General features: G+C 68.5%; 18 protein-coding genes. 10 read left to right on the top strand and 8 right to left on the bottom strand.

Features of this window, described 5'->3' with window-relative positions; all coding sequences use genetic code 11:
- The first annotated feature begins 57 nt into the window (after nt 1-57).
- Genes OO71_RS28530 through OO71_RS28515 form a run of 4 tightly spaced genes read left to right on the top strand, consistent with a single transcriptional unit; the run spans nt 58 to nt 4,088 of the window.
- On the top strand, nt 58-1,059 hold the full coding sequence (locus OO71_RS28530; protein WP_033293000.1) for an ABC transporter permease: 1,002 nt from the start codon (nt 58-60) through the stop codon (nt 1,057-1,059).
- A complete protein-coding gene (locus OO71_RS28525; RefSeq protein WP_033292999.1) occupies nt 1,056-1,985 on the top strand; it encodes an ABC transporter permease in 930 nt (309 codons plus the stop codon). Before OO71_RS28530 ends, OO71_RS28525 begins: the two co-directional genes overlap by 4 nt.
- A gap of 4 nt (nt 1,986-1,989) precedes the next feature.
- On the top strand, nt 1,990-2,985 hold the full coding sequence (locus OO71_RS28520) for an ABC transporter ATP-binding protein (RefSeq protein WP_033292998.1): 996 nt from the start codon (nt 1,990-1,992) through the stop codon (nt 2,983-2,985).
- Nucleotides 2,982-4,088 carry an ABC transporter ATP-binding protein gene (locus OO71_RS28515; RefSeq protein WP_033292997.1) on the top strand — a complete coding sequence of 369 codons (1,107 nt, stop codon included), beginning with the start codon at nt 2,982-2,984 and terminating at the stop codon, nt 4,086-4,088. The genes OO71_RS28520 and OO71_RS28515 overlap by 4 nt, the downstream gene beginning before the upstream one ends.
- 62 nt (nt 4,089-4,150) lie before the next feature.
- Here the strand turns inward: OO71_RS28515 and OO71_RS28510 are convergent, their stop codons facing one another.
- Nucleotides 4,151-4,573 carry a YybH family protein gene (locus OO71_RS28510; protein ID WP_033292996.1) on the bottom strand — a complete coding sequence of 141 codons (423 nt, stop codon included), beginning with the start codon at nt 4,571-4,573 and terminating at the stop codon, nt 4,151-4,153.
- Between the two features lie 99 nt (nt 4,574-4,672).
- On the opposite strand from OO71_RS28510, the gene OO71_RS28505 reads away from it, so the two are divergent.
- From OO71_RS28505 to OO71_RS28495, 3 genes are all read left to right on the top strand, one after another.
- Nucleotides 4,673-5,053, top strand: a complete 381-nt coding sequence (locus tag OO71_RS28505) for a YciI family protein (RefSeq protein ID WP_033292995.1) — start codon at nt 4,673-4,675, stop codon at nt 5,051-5,053.
- Nucleotides 5,050-6,243, top strand: coding sequence for an RNA polymerase sigma factor (locus OO71_RS28500; protein ID WP_033292994.1), 1,194 nt, complete (start codon nt 5,050-5,052; stop codon nt 6,241-6,243). The genes OO71_RS28505 and OO71_RS28500 overlap by 4 nt, the downstream gene beginning before the upstream one ends.
- Before the next feature lie 98 nt (nt 6,244-6,341).
- Nucleotides 6,342-6,986: a DedA family protein gene (locus OO71_RS28495; protein ID WP_033292993.1), complete on the top strand. Its 645-nt coding sequence runs from the start codon at nt 6,342-6,344 to the stop codon at nt 6,984-6,986.
- Here the strand turns inward: OO71_RS28495 and OO71_RS28490 are convergent.
- A complete protein-coding gene (locus OO71_RS28490) occupies nt 6,954-7,868 on the bottom strand; it encodes an EamA family transporter (RefSeq protein ID WP_033292992.1) in 915 nt (304 codons plus the stop codon). The genes OO71_RS28495 and OO71_RS28490 overlap by 33 nt on opposite strands.
- Nucleotides 7,869-7,955: 87 nt before the next feature.
- Between OO71_RS28490 and OO71_RS28485 the strand changes: the two genes are divergently transcribed.
- Nucleotides 7,956-8,882, top strand: a complete 927-nt coding sequence (locus OO71_RS28485; protein ID WP_033292991.1) for a LysR family transcriptional regulator — start codon at nt 7,956-7,958, stop codon at nt 8,880-8,882.
- Here the strand turns inward: OO71_RS28485 and OO71_RS47735 are convergent.
- Nucleotides 8,851-9,108, bottom strand: coding sequence for a hypothetical protein (locus OO71_RS47735; protein WP_342669956.1), 258 nt, complete (start codon nt 9,106-9,108; stop codon nt 8,851-8,853). The genes OO71_RS28485 and OO71_RS47735 overlap by 32 nt on opposite strands.
- A 215-nt stretch (nt 9,109-9,323) precedes the next feature.
- On the opposite strand from OO71_RS47735, the gene OO71_RS28475 reads away from it, so the two are divergent.
- On the top strand, nt 9,324-10,241 hold the full coding sequence (locus OO71_RS28475) for an SDR family oxidoreductase (protein ID WP_033292990.1): 918 nt from the start codon (nt 9,324-9,326) through the stop codon (nt 10,239-10,241).
- Between the two features lie 27 nt (nt 10,242-10,268).
- Here OO71_RS28475 and OO71_RS28470 read toward each other — a convergent pair whose 3' ends face one another.
- Together OO71_RS28470 and leuA are read right to left on the bottom strand one after the other, a co-directional pair.
- Nucleotides 10,269-11,261: a helix-turn-helix transcriptional regulator gene (locus OO71_RS28470; RefSeq protein WP_033292989.1), complete on the bottom strand. Its 993-nt coding sequence runs from the start codon at nt 11,259-11,261 to the stop codon at nt 10,269-10,271.
- 10 nt (nt 11,262-11,271) lie between these two features.
- Nucleotides 11,272-13,059 (bottom strand): 2-isopropylmalate synthase, encoded by a 1,788-nt coding sequence (gene leuA, locus OO71_RS28465; RefSeq protein ID WP_033292988.1) that lies wholly within the window; start codon nt 13,057-13,059, stop codon nt 11,272-11,274.
- A gap of 246 nt (nt 13,060-13,305) precedes the next feature.
- Between leuA and OO71_RS28460 the strand changes: the two genes are divergently transcribed.
- Complete coding sequence (locus tag OO71_RS28460) at nt 13,306-13,683, top strand: hypothetical protein (protein WP_033292987.1); 378 nt, start codon at nt 13,306-13,308, stop codon at nt 13,681-13,683.
- On the opposite strand, the gene OO71_RS28455 is transcribed toward OO71_RS28460, so the two are convergent.
- The 3 genes from OO71_RS28455 to OO71_RS28445 all read right to left on the bottom strand — a co-directional run bounded on the left by OO71_RS28455 (nt 13,599) and on the right by OO71_RS28445 (nt 15,799).
- Nucleotides 13,599-14,360: a Fic family protein gene (locus OO71_RS28455; RefSeq protein WP_051792405.1), complete on the bottom strand. Its 762-nt coding sequence runs from the start codon at nt 14,358-14,360 to the stop codon at nt 13,599-13,601. The genes OO71_RS28460 and OO71_RS28455 overlap by 85 nt on opposite strands.
- Nucleotides 14,361-14,433: 73 nt before the next feature.
- Nucleotides 14,434-15,099, bottom strand: a complete 666-nt coding sequence (locus tag OO71_RS28450) for a hypothetical protein (protein WP_033292986.1) — start codon at nt 15,097-15,099, stop codon at nt 14,434-14,436.
- 109 nt (nt 15,100-15,208) lie between these two features.
- Nucleotides 15,209-15,799, bottom strand: coding sequence for a nitroreductase family protein (locus tag OO71_RS28445; protein WP_033292985.1), 591 nt, complete (start codon nt 15,797-15,799; stop codon nt 15,209-15,211).
- Nucleotides 15,800-16,005 lie beyond the last annotated feature (206 nt).

Here is a 16,005-nt window from a genome sequence, read left to right as displayed (position 1 = left end):
AGGTGCTACCGCGCCTGCCCTTGGCCTCGTTCCCGGGCTGTACACAAAGGACTAATCGTGCTCCGTTTTCTCCTGCGCCGGGTGCTACAAGCGATCCCGACGCTGCTCATCCTGTCCATTCTGGTCTTCGCGTGGTTGCGTTCGCTGCCCGGCGGTCCGGCGGCGGCGTTGCTCGGCGACAAGGCGACCCCGGAAAAGATCGCCAACCTCAACCACGTGCTCGGCCTCGACCAGCCGATCTTCGTGCAGTACTTCAGTTTTCTCGGCCGCGCGATCACCGGTAACTTCGGTAGTTCGCTCGTTTCCTCGCAGCCGGTGATGTCGGAGATCGGCACCTTCCTCCCCGCGACCATCGAGCTGGCGATCTCGGCGATGGTCATCGCGGTGGCGGTCGGCATCAGCTGCGGATATGTGGCTGCCCGGTACCGTGGTGGCGTCGCCGACAACGTCGTCATCGTGCTGACCCTGGTCGGCGTCGCGGTGCCGGTGTTCTTCCTCGGCTACATGATGCAGGACCTGCTCGCCGCCCCGCTCGGCTTGCCGTCGCAGGGCCGCCAGGCTCCCGGGATCAACGCCACGAGCATCACCAACTTCGCCATCCTCGACGGCGTGATGACAGGTGAGTGGGACGCCGTCTGGGACGCGATCAAGCACCTCGTCCTTCCGGCGTGCGCACTCGCCACCATTCCGCTCGCGGTGATCACCCGGATCACCCGCGCGTCGGTGCTCGACGTGTTCAACGAGGACTTCATCCGCACCGCCAACTCCAAGGGCCTCACCCAGCCCGTGGTCCGGCAGCGGCACGTGCTGCGCAACGCCCTGCTCCCGGTGGTCACCACCATCGGCCTGCAGACCGGCGCCCTGCTCGGCGGCGCCGTGCTCACCGAGCGGGTGTTCAACTTCCGCGGTCTCGGTTTCCTCCTCGCCGAGGGCATCGAACGGCGGGACTATCCGCGGCTGCAAGCCTTGCTGCTTCTCGGGGCACTGGTCTACGTGCTCGTGAACATGCTCGTCGATATTTCGTACGGGCTCATCGACCCGAGGGTGCGTGTGCGGTGAACACTCTGCTGAACAAGAAGAAGGAGCCGATCGACAAGCTCGCCGCGGCGAGCGGCCGCAGCCTGGGTGCCGAGGCGTTGCGCCGGATGCTGCGCAGCCCGGTCGCCATCACCGGCGGCGTGATCACCGGGCTCTTCCTGCTGCTGGCGATCTTCGCGCCGCTGCTCGCCCCGAAGGACCCGCAGACGCGGTACCTGCAGGACAAGGTCGAGCTCGGCCGCGGCATCATCCCGGGTTCCCAGCCCGGTTTCCCGCTCGGCGTCGACGACTTCGGCCGCGACTTCCTGTCGCGGCTGCTCGTCGGCGCGCAGCAGACGCTGCTCGTCGGTGTGCTCGCCACAGTGATCGGCGTGCTGCTCGGGGTGATCATCGGCGGGGTCGCGGGTGCGTTCGGCGGCTGGGTCGACACCGTGCTCATGCGCGTGGTCGACGTGCTGCTGGCGTTCCCGTCGCTGCTGCTGGCGATCTCGATCGCGGCGCTGTTCGCGAAACCGAGCCAGTGGACGGTGATCCTCGCCGTGTCGATCATCGGCGTGCCGATCTTCGCGCGGCTGCTGCGCGGGTCGATGCTCGCGCAGCGGGAGGCCGACCACGTGCTGGCGGCGACGTCGCTCGGGGTCAAGCGGACCACGATCGTGTTCCGGCACATGCTGCCGAACTCGCTCGGTCCGGTCATCGTGCAGGCGACGCTCACCCTGGCCACCGCGATCCTGGAAGCCGCGGCGCTGTCGTTCCTCGGGCTTGGCGACCCGGACCCGACCCGTGCGGAATGGGGGCTGATGCTCGGCAACGCGTCGCGCCAGTTCCTCGACATCCGCCCCGAGCTGGCGTACTACCCGGCCATCGCGATCATCGTGGTGGCACTCGGGTTCACCCTGCTCGGCGAGTCCCTCCGCGAAGCCCTCGACCCGAAGAACCGGCGGTGACCCCGTGGCACTTCTCGAAGTCCGCGACCTGAAGGTCGTGTTCCAGCGGCGCGGAGAGGCGCCGTTCACCGCGGTGGACGGCGTGAGCTTCGACGTCGAACCCGGCCAGACCGTCGGTCTGGTCGGCGAGTCCGGCTGTGGCAAGTCCGTGACGTCGCTCGCGATCATGCGGCTGCTTGCCAAGCGCGGCAACAAGGTCAGCGGTTCGGTGCGCTTCGAGGGCACCGACCTGCTGAAGATTTCCGACCGCGAGATGCGCGACCGCCGTGGCCGCGATCTCGGCATGGTGTTCCAGGACCCGCTGTCCTCGCTGAACCCGGTCATCCCGATCGGGCTGCAGATCACCGAGGTGCTGGAGCGGCACCGCGACATGCCGCGCAAGAAAGCCCGCGTGGAGGCGGCGGAACTGCTCGACAAGGTCGGCATCCCCGACCCGACGCGACGGCTTACCGAGTACCCGCACCAGCTTTCCGGCGGGATGCGGCAGCGCGCGCTGATCGCGATCGCGCTGGCGTGCCGTCCGCGGCTGCTCATCGCCGACGAGCCGACCACCGCGCTCGACGTCACGATCCAGGCGCAGATCCTTGCCCTGCTGCGGGAACTGGTGCAGGACACCGGTACCGCGCTGATCATGATCACGCACGACCTCGGGGTCGTCGCGGGGCTGTGCGACGAGGTCAACGTGCTCTACGGCGGCCGGATCGTGGAGCGGGCGGAGCGGCATGCGCTCTTCGCGCAGCCGCGGCATCCGTACACGCACGGTTTGCTGGCGTCGATCCCGCGGCTCGACGAGGGCCGCGGCGAGAAGCTGGTGCCGATCCGTGGTTCGGTGGCAGACAACATCCCGTGGGACGGCGGCTGTGCGTTCGCGCCCCGCTGCCCGAATGCGCTGCAGGCGTGCCTGGAGCGTTCGCCGGAGCTCGTTCCCGACCGGAACGGCTTGCTGCGCTGCCACAACCCGGTGCAACCCGCCGTGGCGGCAGGAGGAGGGACCCGATGAGGCCGAATGCCGAGGTGTTGTTGGAGGTCTCGGACCTCAAGGTGCACTTCCCGATCAAGCGCGGCATCGTCGTGGACCGCACGGTGGGGTACGTGTATGCCGTCGACGGGGTCGACCTGTCGATCCGCCGCGGGGAGACGTACGGCCTGGTCGGCGAGTCCGGCTGCGGCAAGTCGACGCTCGGCCGGGCGATCCTGCGGCTCAACGAGCCGACGAACGGCAAGGTCGTCTTCGACGGCACGGACGTCGCCCAGCTCAAGGGAGAGCAGCTGCGAACCGCCCGGCGGCGGATGCAGATGATCTTCCAGGACCCGATGTCGAGCCTCGACCCACGCCAGTCGGTGGAGTCGATCCTGGTCGAGGGCATGCGGGCGCATGGTCTGGACAAGGACAAGGAGGCCACGGCGCGGCGCCTGCGGGAGCTGCTGTCCGCGGTCGGTCTGCCGGAGTCGTCGCTGCGGAAGTACCCGCACGAGTTCTCCGGCGGCCAGCGGCAGCGCATCGGCATCGCGCGGGCGCTGTCGGTGCAGCCGGACCTGATCGTGGCCGACGAACCCGTGTCCGCGCTGGATGTTTCGGTGCAGGCGCAGGTGGTCAACTTGCTGGAGGACCTGCAGGACGAGCTCGGTCTCACGTACGTGGTGATCGCGCACGACCTCGCCGTGGTACGGCACATCTCCGACCGGATCGGCGTGATGTACCTCGGCGCGCTGGTCGAGGAGACGACGTCGGAGGAGCTGTACCAGAACCCGCTGCACCCGTACACGCGCGCGCTGCTGTCGGCGATTCCGGTGCCGGACCCGGTGGTGGAGGACAGCCGGGAGCAGATCCTGCTGGCCGGTGACCTGCCTTCGCCGGCAAATCCGCCCCGGGGCTGCCGCTTCCACACGCGGTGCCCGTGGCGGCAGGAAAGCCTGTGCGACACGGATCGTCCGCAGTTGCGGCAGATCGGTGACGGGCACCGGGTGGCGTGTCACTACGCGGAGGACATCCGCGACGGCCGGATCCAGCCGCACAAGGTCGAGGCCGAGCTGGTCGACGCGGCGGCGCTGAACCCGGACATGGGTCCGCCGGACGTCGGCTCTGCCGCCGAAATCCTCTGACCCCCAGTCCGTGAAGGGAACCATCACGGAATCAGATTCCGTGATGGTTCCCTTCACGGACTTCAGGGCTGCAGGTCCACGGCGGCGCGGAAGCTGCCGTCCATGTGGAACGGCGTCGAGTTGTGCTCGTGCGCGATCCGCCAGCCGCTGTCCGTGTGCCGCAACGCCAGCGTGCTGCGGAACCACAGCGTGAACGGTTCGCTCATGCCTTGCGGTACGGCGGACATCTTCGCCAGCGCAGTCACCACGGCCAGGTCGCCGGACACGGTGATGTCTTCGTCGTGGTAGGTGTACGAAACCGGGCTGCCGAACGAGCTGAACCACTGCGTGAGGAACTCCGCGGAGGCGCCCGTGTTGCGCAGCGGCGGGGCAAGGTCGAACTTCACTGCGTCGTCGGTGTACCCGGCCACGAGCCGCTCCGGGTCCTTCGCGTGCATCGCGGCGGTGCGCTCGGCCAGCAGGGTACGGATCTCGTTTTCGGACATTTTGTGTTCTCCTTCTACTCGGGGTGTGTCGTCGGGGACGTCGAAGCCGTCGGGGTGGCTTCGACATCTGGGGTGAGACAAATTTCGAGGAGGAGTCCGATGAAGTATCTGGTCCTGATTTACGGCAACCCGGCGTCGCGGGCGGCCTGGGCGGGGATGAGTGACGAGCAGAAGGCCGAGGGGCTGCGCGCGTACCAGCGGTTCCACGAGGAGCTGGCGGGCACCGGCGAGCGGATCGTGTCCGAGCGGCTGGCCGCGCCGGAGCTGACGAAACAGGTGCACGTGCGGGCAGAGGGCGTCAGTACCACCGACGGGCCGTTCGCCGAGATCAAGGAGCAGCTCGCCGGGTTCTACCTGCTGGAGTGCGATTCCGAGGCCCGTGCGCTGGAGGTCGCCGCGCGGATTCCCGAAGCGCCGTACGCGACGATCGAGGTCCGGCCCGTCATGGGGCTGACCGGCGACGTGGACTTCGAGCTGTGATCGAGGGCCTCCTGCGCGACCTCGCCCCGCAGGTGCTCAGCGCGCTCGTACGCCGGTACGGCGACTTCGGCAGGTGCGAGGACGCCGTGCAGGAGGCCTTGCTCGCGGCTGCCGTGCAGTGGCCGCGCGACGGCTTACCCGAGCATCCCAAGGGCTGGCTGATCACCACGGCGTCGCGGCGGCGGATCGAGATGTGGCGCAGCGAGGCGGCGCGAATCCGGCGGGAGGAGACGGTGGCTGCGCTGGAACCGTCGCCGCCGGATTTCGTCGCCGAGGACGACACGCTCACCTTGCTGCTGCTGTGCTGCCATCCGGCGTTGACCCGAGCGTCGCAGGTGGCGTTGACGCTGCGGGCCGTCGGCGGGTTGACCACCGCCGAGATCGCGCGGGCGTACCTCGTACCCGAGCCGACGATCGGGCAGCGGATCAGCCGCGCCAAGCAGAAACTGCGTGGTGCGGAGTTCGGGTTGCCGCCCGCGGAGGAATTACCCGAGCGCGTCGCCGCTGTGTTGCAGGTGCTGTATCTCGTTTTCACCGAAGGGCATACGGCCAGTTCCGGTGACGCGGTGAACCGCGTCGAGCTGACGGCCGAGGCAATTCGCCTTACGCGGCAACTGTATTCGCGTCTTCCGGACGACGGTGAGGTCGCCGGGCTGCTCGCCCTCATGCTGCTCACCGACGCTCGGCGTCCTTCCCGCACCGGACCTGGCGGCGTGCCGGTACCGCTGGCGGAACAGGACCGTTCGCGGTGGGACGCGTCCGCGATCGCCGAGGGTAGCGCGCTGATCGAGCATGCACTGGCGACCGCGGAGATCGGACCGTATCAACTGCAGGCCGCAATTGCCGCCGTACACGATGAAGCGCCGACCGCCGACGCCACGGATTGGCCGCAGATTCTGTTGCTGTACGACCTTCTCCGCCAAGTCGCGCCCGGTCCGATGGTCACGCTCAACCGGCTGGTGGCGCTCGCGCGTGTCGAGGGTCCGGCGGTGGCGCTGGCCGAGCTCGACGCGGCCGAGCAGCTGGACCATTACCGCGTCGACGTCGTCCGCGCGCATCTGCTGGAGCTCTCCGGTGACGCCGCCGGTGCCCGTGACTGCTACACGCGAGCCGCGCAGCGGACGCTCAGCCTGCCCGAGCGGGAGTACCTCGAATCGCGCGCTTTGCGTGCTATGTCCGGAAAAACCTGACCGAAGGACGACCCGATCCCCGACTCCAGGCTGACGCCGCGGGGTACGTGGGCCGGTAGGCTGGCCGGGAACCCGATACGGAAACAGGGGGTCGGCGAGTGAACATCGACCACGTGCTGGAGGCCATTCCTCCGCTGTCGGTCTACCTGCTGGTGGGCCTGGTGGTGATGATCGAAAGCCTCGGTATCCCGTTACCCGGGGAGATCGTGCTGGTGAGCGCGGCGCTGCTGGCGTCGTCGCACAGCGGGCTCAACCCGTTGTGGATCGGCATCCTCGCGAGTGCGGGCGCCATCATCGGCGACAGCATCGGGTACCTCATCGGCCGCAAGGGCGGGAAACGGCTGTTCGCCTGGGCAGGACGCAAGTTCCCCAAGCATTTCGGGCCACAGCACATCGCGAGCGCCGAGCGGATGTTCCACAAACGCGGGGTGTGGGCAGTGTTCTTCGGCCGGTTCGTCGCCGTGCTGCGCATCCTGGCCGGCCCGCTCGCCGGATCGCTGAACATGCACTACCCGCGCTTCCTGATGGCGAACGCCCTCGGCGGCATCGTGTGGGCGGGCGGCACCACGGCGTTGATCTACTACCTCGGCGTGGTCGCGGACAAGTGGCTGAAGGGCTTCCAGTGGGCGGGCCTCGGCGCGGCGCTGGTGATCGGCGTGGTGGTGACGATGGTGCTGAAGAAGCGCCTGGCCCGGCACCATGAGGCGGAGTCAGCGCCCGAGAAGGACGACGTCACCGCCTGATTCAACCTCCGCGGCAGGCTTCGGGCGCAGGGAACCGAGCAGCACCCCGCCGATCACCACCGCGGAGGCGACCAGGGTCAGTACCGTCGGGACCTCTCCGAGCACGAAGAACGACGCCGTCAGGCCGACTACCGGCACGAGCAGCGAGAACGGTGCCACCACACCGGCCGGGTTGCGGCGCATCAGTGTGCTCCAGATGCCAGAGCCCACCACCGTTCCGATGACGACGACGTACGCGAGCCCGGCGAGGCCGATCAGGCCGGTTGGTGTGCCGAGGGTCGTCAGGGAACGCCAACCGGCCGCGGGGCCTTCGAAGGTGAACGACAGTGCCAGCATCGGCAGCGGCGGTACCACCGACATCCACAACGTGAAGCGCAGCGGGTTGTCCGGTTCCGCGCGGCGCATGCACAGGTTGGCGAAGGCCCAGCTCAGCGCGGCCAGCACGGTGAGCAGCAACGGCACCAGCGCGGCGTGCCCGGACTGCTGCCACGCGATCGCCGTCATCCCGGCCACCGCCAGGAGGATTCCGGTGAGCTGGCGTCCGGACACGCGTTCGCGCAGCAGCACCGCGCCGAGCAGCACGGTGAACGGCGCCGCGGCCTGCAGCACCAGCGACGCCAGCCCGGTCGGCATGCCGAGGTGCATGGCCACGAAGAGGAACGCGAACTGCGCGGTGCCGAAGCCGAGCCCGTAACCGAGCAGGTAACGCAGCTGCACCTTCGGCCGTGGCACGAGAAAGATCGTCGGTATCGCGATCAGCAGGAACCGCAGGGCACCGGCGAACATCGGGGGGAACTGGCCGAGCGTGGCGTGGATGGCGATGAAGTTGAGTCCCCAGAGCACCGCGACGAACACCGCGAGCAGACGATCCCGAACGGCCATACCTCTCACTCTGCCGAGTGGCATCGTGAAGGACCAGCGAGAATAACTGCACTGACTGTGTAGCACAGCTTCACATACACTCGGCGCGTGGACCTGGGGAGACTTCGGACCCTGCGGGAATTCGCCGACCGCGGCAGCGTCACCGCCGCGGCCGAGGCACTGCACTGCACGCCGTCGGCGATCTCACAGCAGCTGCGGGCACTGCAGGCGGAGGTCGGGATCGCGCTCACCGAACCGGCCGGTCGCGGGCTGCGGCTCACCGATGCCGGACACGCGCTCGTCGCCCGCGCCGACGAGGTACTCGCCGCGCTCGACCGGGCGGAATCGGAGCTCGACACGTACCGCAACGTACCCCGCGGACGGGTGCGGATCGCGATTTTCCAGTCCGCCGGGCTGATGCTGCTGCCCGGCCTGCTCCGCCGAGTCGGCAGGCACGAGAATCTCGAGGTCGACGTGCGGGACGTCGACATGGTCCCGGCCCAGGTACCCGGGCTGGTCGCGGATTACGACGTGGTGGTCGCCCACCGCGACGAGCACGCCGCGGAGTTCGACCCGGAACGCCTCGACGTGGTCCCCCTGCTGCGCGAACCACTCGACGTCGCGCTCCCGGCAGGCCACCGCCTTGCCCGGCGCCGCCGCGTCGGACTCGCCGACCTCGCCGACGAACGCTGGATCTCGGTGGACCACGGCTACCCGGTCGACGACGTCCTCCGCTCACTGACCGTGCGTACCGGGGTTCGGCCACAGATCGTCCAGCGCATCAACGATTTCCGGATCACCGAACGGCTGGTCGCCGCCGGACACGGGATCGCACTGATGCCGAGGTACACAATGGACACTCGCCGCGGCAGCGGTCTGGTCGCCCGCCCGCTGGCCGGAATCCGCGCGGCCCGGCTGGTGGAAGTGGTGTGCCGCACGGGCGCGTCGAGCCGCCCCGCAGTGGCGACGGTGATCGCCGAGCTGCGGGCGGAGGTTGCGGAGCTTACGGGTCAGCCGCTCCCCGCCGGATCGTGAACGTGATCGCCGAACCCAGCAGCACCGCGACACACAGCGAAAGTGCCATGCTCAGCGCCGGTTCGGTCACCAGCTGGCCGCCGGCGTAGCCGAGGAATGCGACGTACGACGTCCACAGCGGCACGCCGATTGCGGAGGCCGTCAGGAATTCTGCGAACCGCCAGCGCAGCGATCCGGCGAGCAGCGCGCCGACCGTGCCACCCGAGGGCAGCCAGCGGGCGACCACCAGGACCGGGCGCGGTGTCGTTGCAGGCGGCCGTCGAGCCAGGTCAGTCCGGCGGCGAGTTTTCGGCGGTGCGCCAGCCGGGTCCGCAGGCTGCCACGCCCATGCCGAGCAGCGTCACCTCGGCGCAGCGCCCATGTCTGCTTTTTCGCAAAACCCGGACAGCAGATGTCAGGGTTTCCGGGCACGCTGGTGCGTACCGACGGAAAGGGGAACTGATGACCGGGGAACTGGCCGGGAAAGTCGCGCTCGTGGCAGGGGGTACCCGCGGGGCGAGCCGGGCCATTGCGGTGGAGCTCGGCCGGGCCGGGGCGTACGTGTACGTCACCGGGCGTTCGACGCGGGCGCAGCGGTCCGAAGTGGACCGCCCGGAGTCCATTGAGGACACTCTGGACCGGATCGAAGCCGTTGGGGGTAAGGGGATTGCGCTGCAGGTCGACCATCTGGTGAGCGACGAGGTAGCCGCACTCGCCCGGCGGATCGACACCGAGCACGGCGGGCTCGACATCCTGGTCGACGGCATCTGGGGCGGCGACCGGTATCTGGAGTGGGGCAAACCGGTCTGGGAACACTCGCTCGACGGCAGCCTGCGGATGATCCGGCTGTCCCTCGACGCGCACCTCACCACCAGCCACCACCTGCTCCCGCTGGTGATCCGCCGTCCGGGCGGGCTGCTGGTGGAGCTCACCGACGGGACGGCGGAGTACAACGCGAAGTACCGCGCGGGCACGTCGCTGACGTACTACCTGGCCAAGGCGACGATGAACGTGCTGGCCGTCGGCGAGGCGGCGGAACTGAAGGCGTACGACTGCACCGCGGTCGCGTTCACGCCTGGCTGGCTGCGTTCGGAGGCGATGCTGGAGATTTACGGCGTCACCGAGGAAAACTGGCGAGATGCCGCAGCCCGCGAACCGCATTTCATCATTTCGGAGACACCGACCTTCTCCGGCCGCACGATCGTCGCCCTTGCCGCCGACCCGGATCGGCACCGCTTCACCGGCCAGACGGTCTCCAGTGGTCAGCTGGCGAAGGTGTACGAGATCGACGACGTGGACGGCAGCCGCCCGGACGCGTGGCGGTACGTCGAGGAGGTCCAGGACGCCGGAAAACCAGCCGACGTCACCGGTTACCGCTGACCTTCCGTGAAGGGAACCATCACGGAATCAGATTCCCTCATGGTTCCCTTCACGGACTTGGTTCCGCTCGGCCAACGCCCGCCCGAAATCTGCTACCGCGGCGCGGATTTCGGGCGGTGCAACAACTTCCACCCCGGGACCCAGCGCGGTCAGCTGCCCGACCGCTACTTCCTTACCCTCCAACGTAAACTCGGCCACCACCCAGCCGTTGTCGTCGGGCGGGCTCAACGAAACCAGTACCTCATTCACCTGCTCCTCCCCAAAAACTCGCCGCATTGCGCGTACCGCGGCACTGTCGAGCCGGGCGGTGACCCGAAGCGGTAGCGGCATTTTCTCGAACTCCGCCGACGACGTCCGCCACCAGTCGGCGAGCGAAAACTCCGCCGGTCGCTCGAAAGTCTCGCCGGTCTCGGCCACCGCCTCCAGCCGCGACACCCGATACGTGCGCAGGGTTTCGTCGACGCGCGCCACCAGGTACCAGACCCCGGCCTTCAGCACGAGCCCCATCGGGTCGAGCGTCCGCCGGGTTACCTTGTCGCGTCGGCGATAGCGGACGTCGAGCCGCCGCTGCGTCCACACCGCCTTGGCGACCGCGGGCAGGGCCGCCGCGTCGTCGGGCGAGCGGAACCATGCCTGCGCGTCGAGGTGGAACCGCCCGGCGACGGTCCGCGCCTGTTCCTGCAGCTGAGCCGGCATGCTCGCGGACACCTTCGCGTGCGCGGCCGCCACCGCGGTGCCGAGCCCGAGCCCGGCGAGCGCGTCGGGTACGTCGAGCGCCAGCAATGCGACAGCCTCCCGCGAGGTGAGGCCGTCGAGCCGCGACCGCCAGCCGTCGACCAGCCGCACGCCGCCGTGCCGCCCTGGTTCACTCCAGAGCGGCACGCCGGCTTCGCGCAGCGCGGCCAGGTCGCGGCGCAGCGTCCGCTCGGTGACCCCGAGTTCGTTCGCCAGCTCCCCGACCGTGCCCGCCCGCTTGCGGTGCAGTGTGAACAGCAGCGCGACCAGGCGCTCGGCGCGCATCAGCGGTGGGTCAGCGGTTGGCCCGGTTGACCGCGCTGACCACCGCGCGCAGCGACGCCGTGACGATCGACGGGTCGATGCCGATCCCCCAGAACACGCGGTCGGAGATCGCGCATTCGATGTACGACGCCGCCCGCGAGTCGTCGCCCGGGCTCAGCGTGTGCTCGCTGTAGTCCAGGAGCCGCAGGTCGTAGCCCACGGTGGACAGCGCGTCGAAGAACGCGGCGATCGGGCCGTTGCCGCGGCCGGTGATCTCGTGCTCGTCGCCCTCGACGCGCACCGTGGCCACCAGGTCGTACTCGCCGCCGCCGTTGTCGGTGACCCGCTGCTTGACCAGCTCCAGCGGCGTCTTCGCCTCCAGGTACTCGGCCGAGAACGCGTTCCACATCGTGGCCGGGTCGACCTCGCCGCCCTCGTTGTCGGTGTGCGCCTGGATCACCTTGGAGAACTCGATCTGCAGCCGGCGCGGCAGGTCGAGCTGGTGCTCGGCCTTCATGATGTAGGCGACGCCGCCCTTGCCGGACTGCGAGTTCACCCGGATCACGGCCTCGTACGTGCGGCCGACGTCCTTCGGGTCGATCGGCAGGTACGGTACCTCCCAGGGGTATTCGTCGACCGGGACGCCCTGCTTGTCGGCGGCGTCCTTCAGCGCGTCGAGACCCTTGTTGATCGCGTCCTGGTGGCTGCCGGAGAAGGCGGTGAACACCAGGTCGCCGCCCCACGGCGAACGTTCCGGCACGGGCAGCTGGTTGCAGTACTCGACGGTCCGCTTGATCTCGTCCATGTCGGAGAAGTCGATCTGCGGGTCGATGCCCTGGCTGTAGAGGTTCATGCCCAGCGCGACCAGGTCGACGTTGCCGGTGCGCTCGCCGTTGCCGAAGAGACAGCCCTCGATCCGGTCCGCGCCCGCCTGGTACCCCAGCTCCGCGGCGGCGATGCCGGTGCCGCGGTCGTTGTGCGGGTGCAGCGACAGGATCACCGAGTCGCGGCGCTCCAGGTTGCGGCTCATCCACTCGATCGAGTCGGCGTACACGTTCGGGGTGGCCATCTCGACGGTCGCCGGCAGGTTCAGGATCACCGGCTTCTGCGGCGTCGGCTGCCAGATTTCCGTGACCGCGTTGCAGACCTCGAGCGCGTACGACAGCTCGGTGCCGGTGTAGGACTCCGGCGAGTACTGGAAGCGGAACTCGGTGTCCGGCTGCTTCGCCGCCAGCTCGACCACCATTTCCGCGGCCGACGTGGCGATCTTCTTGATGCCCTCGCGCTCCTCGCGGAACACCACGCGGCGCTGCAGGATCGACGTCGAGTTGTAGATGTGCACGATCGCCCGCGGCGCGCCTTCGAGTGCTTTGAAGGTGCGCTCGATCAGCTCGGGGCGGCACTGGGTCAGCACCTGGATGTGGACGTCGTCGGGAATCGCGCCCTCGTCGATGATCTCGCGCACGAAGTCGAAGTCGGTCTGCGACGCGGCCGGGAAGCCGACCTCGATTTCCTTGTAGCCCATGCGGACCAGCAGGTCGAAGAACTTGCGCTTGCGTGCGGGCGACATCGGATCGATCAGCGCCTGGTTGCCGTCACGCAGGTCGACGGCACACCACAGCGGCGCGCGTTCGATGCGCTTGTCCGGCCAGGTGCGGTCGGCGACCTCGATGTCCTCGACCAGGTCGTACCAGGGGCGGTAGCGGTGGACCGGCATGGACGTACCGCGCTGCGGGTTCCAGCCGGGCTGCCCGGCAGGCGCGGGACGGGACGGCGTACGCAGACGGGAATTGGTGGAGCGGGGGTCGGTGGTGCTCATCGCGGGGAAGATCTCCTGACGGGTTCGGTGCGGACGACCGGCACCACAAAGCCCCGCGACGAGGAGCCGGTCCGATCAGGCCCCGTCGCGGCAGCGAAGCAGGAGAGCACGCGCCACGGGTCCACTCTAACCACCGGCCGGGCCCGAAGGAAACCCGCCCGCCCGCGATCGAACTGTGACGTTCTGTTGCGGTTACGTGTTACCAGCGGGTAGCGGGCCGCGGTGTGACGTGTCAGACTGCCCGGCATGGGCGAGCATGCGGAAGAGTCGCGTGAGACGGACACCAAGTCGCGCCCCCAGCGCGCGCCGATCGACTGGCGGCGCACCCGTGAGCAAGGGGTGTCGTTCGTCGCGTCGCTGGTCCGGTGGGCAGGGCTGATCTTCGCGGCGATCTTGGTACTGCACGTGATTTTCGTGATCGGCTCGGCCAACCCGGCCAACGGCATCGTGTCGTTCGTCCGCAGCTGGGCAGACGGGTTGTCGCTCGGTTTCAAGGACCTGTTCACGCCGAGTGACGAGAAACTGCGGGTGCTGGTGAACTACGGCATTGCGGCCGTTTTCTGGCTCATTGTGTCGGCGATTCTGGCGAAGATCATCCGGCGGGTCGGCGGGGCCGGTTCCTGAGCGGTGAGCTCACGCAGAAAGCCTGCTTCCTCGAGTTTCTTGATCGCGGTGCTCGCGGTCGGGTACGAAACGCTGAGATTGTCCTGCACCTCGGGGATCGTCATCATCGGGTAGCCGATGATCTTCACCGCGAGATCGTGGACTGCGCCACGCGCGCCGCCGTTCCGCATCGTCTGGATCACTTCCTTGGAGAAGGCGGTGAGCCTGCCGATGGTGTTGCCCGCCGCGTGTGCCCGCGCTTTGACGGCCTCGGCGAAGAATCGGACCCAGGGATCGAAATTGCCGGTTTTGCTGACGTTCAGCACATGGCCGAGGCAGTCCTCCCGGCGCGGTTCCAGCCAGGACGACAGGTTCAGTACCAGTTTCACGAGAACCGGCATTTCCTGGTCGGCGTTGATCCACTTTTCCCAGTCGCTCACGCCATCCCGGAGCAGGTCGCCGTCGTAGGCGTCTCCGCGCCGGACGTAGTTCTGGATCTCGCGGATTTCCGCGGTGGCGGCCGGTCCGCTGGTGCGCTGGGCTTGGAGTACGTCGGCGTACGGAGCGAAGGTGCCTTCCAGCGCCGAAGTGCTGATCGCCTCCCGGGTCAGGGATGGCTGCACCAGGAGGTCCGGATTGGGTAGCTGGTCGGTCAGCGCGGAGAGGTCGACCTCGCGGGGAAGCGGGTCGGGGACCACTAAGGCAAGTTGAGCAACTGCCTGCTTCCGTGAACTCCCGGGGCGCCGGTACCCGACCGGCGCCCCGGAAAGCTCAGGCCTTCCACACCAGTGCGTCGTCGCCGTAGTCGGTGTTCGGGGCCAGGTCGCGGTACGTGCTTGCGCTGTAGTTCGCTCCCGTCACCTCTGCGCCCGACGGGGCCAGCGCCAGCACGCAGCTGTCGTACGACGCGCCCTTCGTCGTGAACGTCTTGTCTGCGTGGTCGCTGTCGCACTTGGCGAACTTGCCGATCACCGTCACTCGCTGGGCTCGGGAGCCGTCGCCGAGGAGGCCGTTCATCAGGCCGAGCGAGCTGTACGAGAAGTCCGTGCCGGACTCGTTCGTCACCTTCACCCGCACGTAGTACGGCGTCATTCCCTTGGCTCGGTCGCCGAGGTTCAGCGAGGCCAGGTCGGCCTCTGCGCCCTTCTCGATGCCGGTCACCGTGACGCCGATTGCGCCCGTGTTGGTCTTCGACTTGAACGGGACGACGGCCTTCTCGCCGATCTTCAGCGTCGAGCCCTGCTTGGTGTACTCACCCGGGCTGGAACTGCCACCCTCGGCCGGGGCGCTGGACGAAGGCGCAGAAGTCGCAGCCGGGGCCGGTGCGGGAAAGCCCGTCGGCGCGGCGGTTCCGTCCTTCTCGCTCGAGCACCCGGTCAGTGCGAGCGTCAGCACGGTTGCGGAAACCGCCATTACCGCGGGCACCCCAGTACGCATCTCGTATCTCCTCGACGTTTATCGCCACCGATTCAGTGGCCATGTCCGGTTTGACCTCTATCTGACCACGCCGGGGAGATGCCGGTTCCCGAAATTGCTCACGGAAAGGTCACAGTACGGGCGTACCCCATCGGTCACCGAACGCGAACTCCGCCAGCGGCAGCCGTCGGCGTGGGGCCAGTTCACGCTCGACGCGCCGCGGATCGTCCAGTACCGAGGCATCGGCGGGCGACCCGACGGCGATCGCCACCCGCGCCACCGCGTCCGCAGGCAGGCCGAAATCCGCGCGTACCCGGTCCGCCGAGAAACCCGCCATCTGGTGCGCGATCAGGCCCAGCTCGACCGCCTGCAGCACGAGATTCTCGCTCGCCAGGCCGAGCCCGTACTCGGTGTAGGGCACGTCACCCTTCTCGTTCGTGGTGACCATCACGCCGATCAGCAGCGCACTCGCCCGGAACGCCCACGCCTGGTTGCCGGAGTTGAGCGTCGCGAGGATGCGCGGGAACACCGGGTCGCCGCGGCGGCCGACGAGGTAGCGCGCCGGTTGGGTGTTGCCGAACGACGGCGCCCATCTGGCCGCTTCGAGCAAGGCGGTGAGCTGGTCGTCGGTGATCACGGCGGTGTCGTCGAACGCCCGCGGGCTCCAGCGCTCGGCGATGGCCGGCGCGACGGGGACGCTCGTCTCTGCTGGTTTGCGCACGTCCGCACGGTAGTACGGGAGTGCTCTCCGTCACTCCGGAGGAAGGGCTTCGAGCTTTTCCGTCGCGTCAAGGAAAATTTACTTCCCGAAGCACCCGGCGGGCAGTGGCGCACCACTCGATGGGGTGGCGGGCGCGGGGTGCGCCGGTAGGCTTTGCCCAAATGAAGGGCCGCGGGCGCTCGTCGGTGCCATCGGAGAGCACGCCC

Source organism: Amycolatopsis jejuensis, from assembly GCF_000717335.1.
GTDB lineage: Bacteria > Actinomycetota > Actinomycetes > Mycobacteriales > Pseudonocardiaceae > Amycolatopsis > Amycolatopsis jejuensis.
The sequence above is the reverse complement of the archived record's forward strand: the minus strand, read 5'-3'. Positions and strand labels throughout refer to the sequence as shown.

Excerpts from the sequence above, each read along its gene's own strand:
- leuA (WP_033292988.1), bottom strand. The coding sequence starts at position 13,059 with ATGAGCACCACCGACCCCCGCTCCACCAATTCCCGTCTGCGTACGCCG.
- OO71_RS28450 (WP_033292986.1), bottom strand. The coding sequence starts at position 15,099 with ATGCGTACTGGGGTGCCCGCGGTAATGGCGGTTTCCGCAACCGTGCTG.
- OO71_RS28505 (WP_033292995.1), top strand. The coding sequence starts at position 4,673 with ATGAAGTATCTGGTCCTGATTTACGGCAACCCGGCGTCGCGGGCGGCC.
- OO71_RS28510 (WP_033292996.1), bottom strand. The coding sequence starts at position 4,573 with ATGTCCGAAAACGAGATCCGTACCCTGCTGGCCGAGCGCACCGCCGCG.
- OO71_RS28460 (WP_033292987.1), top strand. The coding sequence starts at position 13,306 with ATGGGCGAGCATGCGGAAGAGTCGCGTGAGACGGACACCAAGTCGCGC.
- OO71_RS28470 (WP_033292989.1), bottom strand. The coding sequence starts at position 11,261 with ATGCGCGCCGAGCGCCTGGTCGCGCTGCTGTTCACACTGCACCGCAAG.
- OO71_RS28475 (WP_033292990.1), top strand. The coding sequence starts at position 9,324 with ATGACCGGGGAACTGGCCGGGAAAGTCGCGCTCGTGGCAGGGGGTACC.
- OO71_RS28515 (WP_033292997.1), top strand. The coding sequence starts at position 2,982 with ATGAGGCCGAATGCCGAGGTGTTGTTGGAGGTCTCGGACCTCAAGGTG.
- OO71_RS28490 (WP_033292992.1), bottom strand. The coding sequence starts at position 7,868 with ATGGCCGTTCGGGATCGTCTGCTCGCGGTGTTCGTCGCGGTGCTCTGG.